The organism is Pseudomonas libanensis, from assembly GCF_001439685.1.
Lineage (GTDB): Bacteria > Pseudomonadota > Gammaproteobacteria > Pseudomonadales > Pseudomonadaceae > Aquipseudomonas > Aquipseudomonas libanensis.
The window spans coordinates 135,866-142,355 of record NZ_JYLH01000017.1; the positions used below are offsets into that span (position 1 = coordinate 135,866).

Annotated in this window: 4 protein-coding genes; 1 reads left to right on the top strand and 3 read right to left on the bottom strand. The window is 58.0% G+C overall.

All coding sequences use genetic code 11. The annotated features are described in order from the left end of the window. Positions 1-131 precede the first annotated feature (131 nt). From TU73_RS23575 to TU73_RS23585, 3 genes are all read right to left on the bottom strand, one after another. Positions 132-1,226: a polyamine ABC transporter substrate-binding protein gene (locus tag TU73_RS23575; RefSeq protein ID WP_057014232.1), complete on the bottom strand. Its 1,095-nt coding sequence runs from the start codon at positions 1,224-1,226 to the stop codon at positions 132-134. Between the two features lie 196 nt (positions 1,227-1,422). Continuing rightward, on the bottom strand, positions 1,423-2,787 hold the full coding sequence (locus tag TU73_RS23580; RefSeq protein WP_057014225.1) for an aspartate aminotransferase family protein: 1,365 nt from the start codon (positions 2,785-2,787) through the stop codon (positions 1,423-1,425). A gap of 58 nt (positions 2,788-2,845) precedes the next feature. Continuing rightward, complete coding sequence (locus tag TU73_RS23585) at positions 2,846-4,204, bottom strand: glutamine synthetase family protein (RefSeq protein WP_057014226.1); 1,359 nt, start codon at positions 4,202-4,204, stop codon at positions 2,846-2,848. 609 nt (positions 4,205-4,813) lie between these two features. Here TU73_RS23585 and TU73_RS23590 point away from each other — a divergent pair. Continuing rightward, entirely contained in the window at positions 4,814-6,190 is a 1,377-nt protein-coding gene (locus TU73_RS23590) for a glutamine synthetase family protein (RefSeq protein WP_003213894.1), read from the top strand. Positions 6,191-6,490 lie beyond the last annotated feature (300 nt).

A 6,490-nucleotide genomic window follows, 5' to 3' on the forward strand; every position in this document is an offset into this window, starting at 1 on the left:
TTGGGCCTTAGAGTTGTTGCCCGGCAACAAAACCGGCGCGCAACTTACCCTCGATAAACCGATCCGGCAAAACTTTCTTTGATCTAATTTGTGGGAAGGGGGGAATTGCCCCCTCCCACAGCTAACAGGGCTTACTTACCCGACTTGATCTTGGTCCAGCTGCGTGTCATTTCACGCTGGGTTGCAGCCGGCAGGTCAGCAATCGCGTAGAGCTTGGCCTGCACGTCCGCCGATGGGTAGATGCCCGGGTCGCTGGTGATGTCTTTGTCCACCAGTGCGGTGGCCTTCTCGTTACCGTTCGGGAAGCGCACGCTGTTGGTGATCGACGCCATGACTTCGGGCTTGAGCAGGTAGTTCATGAAGGTGTAGGCCGCTTCGACGTTTTCGGCATCCTTGGGGATGGCGACCATGTCGAAGAAGCTGCCGGCGCCTTCTTTCGGAATATCGTAGGCCACTTTCACTTTGCCACCGGCTTCAGCTGCACGGGACTTGGCCTGCTGAATGTCACCCGAATAACCTACGGCTACGCAGATGTTGCCGTTGGCAAGGTCGGAAATGTACTTGGACGAGTGGAAATAGCCGATCGAAGGACGGATCTTCAAGAACAGCTCTTCGGCCTGCTTAAGATCGGCTTTCTTCTGGCTGTCGGTCGGCAGGCCCAGGTAATGCAGCGCAATCGGCAGCATTTCGGTTGGCGAGTCGAGGAAGCTCACGCCGCAGCTTTTCAGCTTGGCGATGTTTTCCGGCTTCATCAGCACATCCCACGAATCGATCTTGTCCACGCCCAGCGCAGCCTTGACCTTCTCCGGGTTGTAGCCGATGCCGATCGAGCCCCACATGTACGGGAATGCGTGCTTGTTGTCCGGGTCGCTGACCGACACGGCCTTAAGCAGGGATTTGTTCAGGTTGCTGTAGTTAGGCAGCTTGGACGTGTCCAGCTCCTGATACACACCGGCCTTGATCTGCTTGGCCAGGAAGTTGTTGGACGGCACGACAATGTCGTAGCCGGACTTGCCCGCCAGCAACTTGGCCTCCAGGGTCTCGTTGCTGTCGAAAACGTCGTACACCACCTTGATGCCCGACTCTTTTTCAAAGTTGGCGATGGTGTCCGGTGCAATGTAGTCGGACCAGTTATAGACGTGCAGCACTTTACTGTCTGCCTGGGCCGCGCCCGCCATTGCGCCCATCAGGGACAAGGCGAGGAGGGTCTTGCCAGCGTTTTTCAAACCTAATGCCTTCATTGGGTGATGCTCCGATTTTTTCTTTTTTGGGCCACAAGCTTTAGATGTTTTACGGCCCAGCCAAAGGGCAACAAAACAGGGCGACAGTCTGGCAAGTTCCGAGGCCGGCTTTCAACCAAAGCCTCACATATAACTGCCCAGTGCGCAGCGCCCGAACGCCGCTGCGCACTGAGCCTAGCACTTAGCCTTGCAATGCCGCCAAGGTCAGGTCCAGGCACTGGCGAGCCTTGCTGACCAGCTCGTCAATCTCAGCCTTGCTGATCACCAATGGCGGCGAAATGATCATGGTGTCGCCCACGGCACGCATGATCAGGCCACTCTCGAAGCAGAAGGTTCGGCAGATCATGCCGACGCCCTTGCCTTCATAACGCTTGCGCGTGGCCTTGTCCTGGACCAGCTCGATCGCACCGAGCATGCCCACGCCGCGCACTTCGCCCACCAGTGGGTGATCTGCCAGTTCCCGCAGACGTTTCTGCAAATACGGTGCCGTTTCATCCTGAACACGGTTAACGATTTTTTCGTCGCGCATGATGCGGATGTTTTCCAGGGCCACCGCCGCCGCTACCGGGTGACCGGAATAGGTGAATCCGTGGTTGAAATCGCCGCCTTCATTCAGCACCTCGACCACTTCGTCGCGCACGATCAGGCCACCCATGGGGATGTAGCCCGAGGTCAGGCCCTTGGCGATGGTCATCATGTGCGGCTTGAGGTCGTAGAAATCGCTACCGAACCACTCACCGGTACGGCCGAAACCGCAGATTACTTCGTCGGCAACAAACAGGATGTCGTACTTGGCGAGGATTTCCTTGATACGCGGCCAGTACGTGGCAGGCGGCACAATCACGCCACCGGCGCCCTGGATCGGCTCGGCAATAAAGGCGCCGACGTTGTCCACGCCCAGCTCCAGGATTTTCTCTTCCAACTGGTTGGCGGCCCACACACCGAATTCCTCGGGGCTCATGTCGCCGCCTTCGCCAAACCAGTACGGCTGCGCGATGTGGGTAATGCCCGGGATCGGCAAGTCGCCCTGTTCATGCATATAAGTCATGCCACCCAGGCTGGCGCCGGCCACGGTGGAGCCGTGGTAGCCATTCTTGCGGGCAATGATGGTTTTCTTGTTCGGCTGGCCCTTGATCGCCCAGTAGTGGCGGACCATGCGCAACATGGTGTCGTTGCCTTCGGAGCCGGAGCCGGTAAAGAACACATGGTTCATGCCGGCCGGTGCGATGTCGGAAATCGCCTTGGCCAGTTCCAGCACCGGCGGGTGTGCGGTCTGGAAGAACAGGTTGTAGTAAGGCAGCTCTTTCATCTGCTTGGCGGCGGCATCGGCCAGCTCATCGCGACCGTAACCGATCGCCACGCACCACAGGCCGGCCATGCCGTCGAGGATCTTGTTGCCTTCGCTGTCCCACAGGTAAACGCCGTGGGCTTTGGTGATGATCCGTGGGCCTTTCTCTTTCAATTGCTTGAAGTCGCTGAACGGCGCCAGGTGGTGATCATTGCTCAAGGCTTGCCATTCACGGGTTTGCGGGTTGTTGCTGGACATACCAATCTCCTAGACTTTTCAGGTGAAGGCGCGTCTTTCCTACGACGCGCCCGGCGCATCAGACGGCGAAGAGCAGGAATTCCCGCTCCCACGAACTGATCACGCGCTTGAAGTTTTCATGCTCGGCCCGCTTGACCGCGACGTAGCCTGTGATGAATTTTTGCCCCAGGTATTTCTCGATGGTCTTGCTGTTTTCCATACGCTCCAGGGCGTCTTCGATGGTCAGCGGCAGGCGCAGGTTGCGCCGTTCGTAACCACGACCCACCACGGGCGCGCTCGGGTTATGGCCTTCGACCATGCCGATGTAGCCACACAGCAAACTGGCGGCAATCGCCAGGTAGGGGTTGGCATCGGCGCCCGGCAGGCGGTTTTCCACGCGGCGGTTCTGCGGGCCGGCATCCGGTACGCGCAGGCCGACGGTGCGGTTTTCTTCGCCCCACTCCACGTTTACCGGCGCCGAGGTGTCGGGCAGGAAGCGGCGGAACGAGTTCACGTTGGGGGCAAACAGCGGCAGCAATTCGGGGATGAATTTCTGCAGGCCGCCAATGTGGTTGAGGAACAGCTGGCTCATGGTCCCGTCTTCATTGGAGAAAACGTTCTTGCCGGTGGCGATGTCGATGATGCTCTGGTGCAGGTGCATCGCGCTGCCGGGCTCGCCGGTCATCGGCTTGGCCATGAAGGTGGCGGCCACGTTGTGCTTGAGCGCGGCTTCACGCATGGTGCGCTTGAACACCAGGATCTGGTCGGCCAGGGACAAGGCATCGCCATGACGGAAGTTGATTTCCATCTGCGCCGTGCCGTCCTCGTGGATCAGGGTGTCGAGGTCCAGCTCCTGCAGTTCGCACCAGTCGTAGACGTCTTCGAACAATGGGTCGAATTCGTTGGCCGCTTCTATAGAGAAGGACTGGCGACCGGTTTCCGGGCGGCCGGAGCGGCCAATCGGCGGTTGCAGCGGGAAGTCCGGGTCTTCGCAGCGCTTGGTCAGGTAGAACTCCATCTCCGGTGCCACGATGGGCTGCCAGCCGCGGTCGGCGTAGAGCTTGAGGACTTTCTTGAGTACGTTGCGCGGCGACAGCTCGATCGGGTTGCCTTGCTTGTCGTAGGTGTCGTGGATCACCTGGGCGGTCGGCTCGATGGCCCACGGCACCAGGAACACCGCGTTCTGGTCGGGGCGGCAGATCATGTCGATATCGGCCGGGTCGAGCAATTCGTAATAGATGTCGTCTTCGACATAGTCGCCGGTCACGGTCTGCAACAGAACGCTCTCGGGCAGGCGCATGCCTTTTTCCGCGATGAACTTGTTGGTCGGCGAGATCTTGCCCCGGGTGATGCCGGTGAGGTCGCCAATCATGCATTCGACTTCTGTGATCTTGTGGTCTTTCAACCAATCGGTGAGCTGGTCGAGGTTGTTACTCATAAATGCCTCTGGGCTGGGTTTCCTGGCATCCATTAAAAGGCCAGGCGTTGGTTGACGCAGCATCCGCGTCGTTTTTACATTCAGGGTAGGAGCTTACCTGCCATTTGCTGCAGCGTTGCATTCCTCACGCCAAACTTGTGCAGAATCATGAGCAACCCCGCAGGCGCAAGCCATTGAGAGGCAAATTCGAGGGCAGTGAAGAAGCAAAGAAGAGGTCGGCCCGGGCGTCAAGAATATTGACCGGAGCGCTGGGGTTCACGCAGGACACATGAACGGGTGAAAAAGCCCGACTGGAGCAGGCCAAGACGCCAAGTGGCGGCAGGAGAAACATGAAGCACCCCGGTATTATTGCTGTTATGGGTTTGAATCGAGCTTAGCCTTGTTCATTTTTTTACACAACACCCCCGTAAAAAATCCTACACGCCCCGCTCAAGCCTGCGAGTCCCAAGCACATCAAACCCAGAAAACCGCCCCAAAACCCCGCAAAAAAGCCCCCACGGCGCTTTTTTAGGGCAAAAAAGCCCTCGCTTGACTTCGGCATGCCGTTCGGGTTGACTGAAACCAGAAAAGATCAATGATTGATATTTTTAACAACAAAGGTGTTGCATCATGTCGGTACCCCCGCGTGCCGTTCAGCTTAACGAAGCGAACGCGTTCCTTAAGGATCATCCTGAGGTTCTGTACGTAGACCTTCTAATTGCGGATATGAATGGTGTGGTGCGCGGTAAGCGCATCGAACGCACCAGCCTCCACAAGGTTTACGAGAAGGGCATTAACCTGCCTGCCTCTTTATTTGCCCTGGATATCAACGGCTCGACGGTGGAAAGCACCGGCCTGGGCCTGGACATCGGTGATGCTGACCGAATCTGTTATCCAATCCCCGACACCCTGTGCAATGAACCCTGGCAAAAGCGCCCTACCGCGCAATTGCTGATGACCATGCACGAACTTGAAGGTGAACCTTTCTTCGCCGATCCGCGCGAAGTGCTCCGCCAAGTTGTAAGCAAGTTTGACGACCTCGGCCTGACCATCTGCGCCGCCTTCGAGCTTGAGTTCTACCTGATCGACCAGGAGAACGTGAACGGCCGACCACAGCCGCCCCGCTCGCCTATTTCCGGCAAACGCCCGCACTCGACACAGGTCTACCTGATCGACGACCTCGACGAATACGTCGACTGCCTCCAGGACATCCTGGAAGGGGCCAAGGAGCAAGGCATTCCGGCCGACGCCATCGTCAAGGAAAGCGCCCCGGCCCAGTTCGAAGTGAACCTGCACCACGTCGCCGACCCGATCAAGGCTTGCGACTACGCGGTACTGCTCAAGCGCCTGATCAAGAACATTGCCTACGACCATGAGATGGACACCACCTTCATGGCCAAGCCTTACCCAGGCCAGGCAGGCAACGGTCTGCACGTGCATATCTCCATTCTGGACAAGGACGGCAAGAACATCTTTGCCAGCGAGGATCCCGAGCAGAACGCCGCATTGCGTCACGCAATCGGCGGTGTGCTGGAGACCCTACCCGCCCAGATGGCGTTCCTGTGCCCCAACGTCAACTCCTACCGTCGTTTCGGCGCACAGTTCTACGTGCCGAATTCGCCGTGCTGGGGCCTGGATAACCGCACCGTGGCGATTCGCGTACCCACCGGCTCGTCCGATGCCGTACGTATCGAACACCGTGTGGCCGGCGCCGATGCCAACCCTTACCTGCTGATGGCTTCGGTCCTGGCGGGCGTGCACCACGGCCTGACCAACAAGATCGAGCCAGGCGCACCGGTGGAAGGCAACAGCTACGAGCAGAACGAGCAAAGCCTGCCGAACAACCTGCGCGATGCCCTGCGTGAGTTGGACGACAGCGAGGTGATGGCCAAGTACATCGATCCTAAATACATCGATATCTTCGTCGCCTGTAAGGAAAGTGAGCTGGAGGAGTTTGAACACTCCATCTCCGACCTTGAGTACAACTGGTACCTGCATACCGTGTAAGCGGTTGCAGCTGTTGAAGAAACGCCGCTGGCTTTGGTCAGCGGCGTTTTTTTATGGGTTTATTTTGGGAAACAGGGTTGGCCCCATCGCAGCATAGGTATCTACACAACTTTGCAGACCGCCCGTAGCAGCCGACGGTAACCACGATGCGAAGCGAGTCGCTCTTGATCTTGCCCCCGGTGTCAGGATAGTTGTCGCCTCTCCTGGTTTACCCCCAAAAGCATACCGAGGGCGGAAAGAGACAGCTTGTGAAGTACTATTCACCCGAACGTAAAGCCGCATTGCTCAAGATGCTGCTTC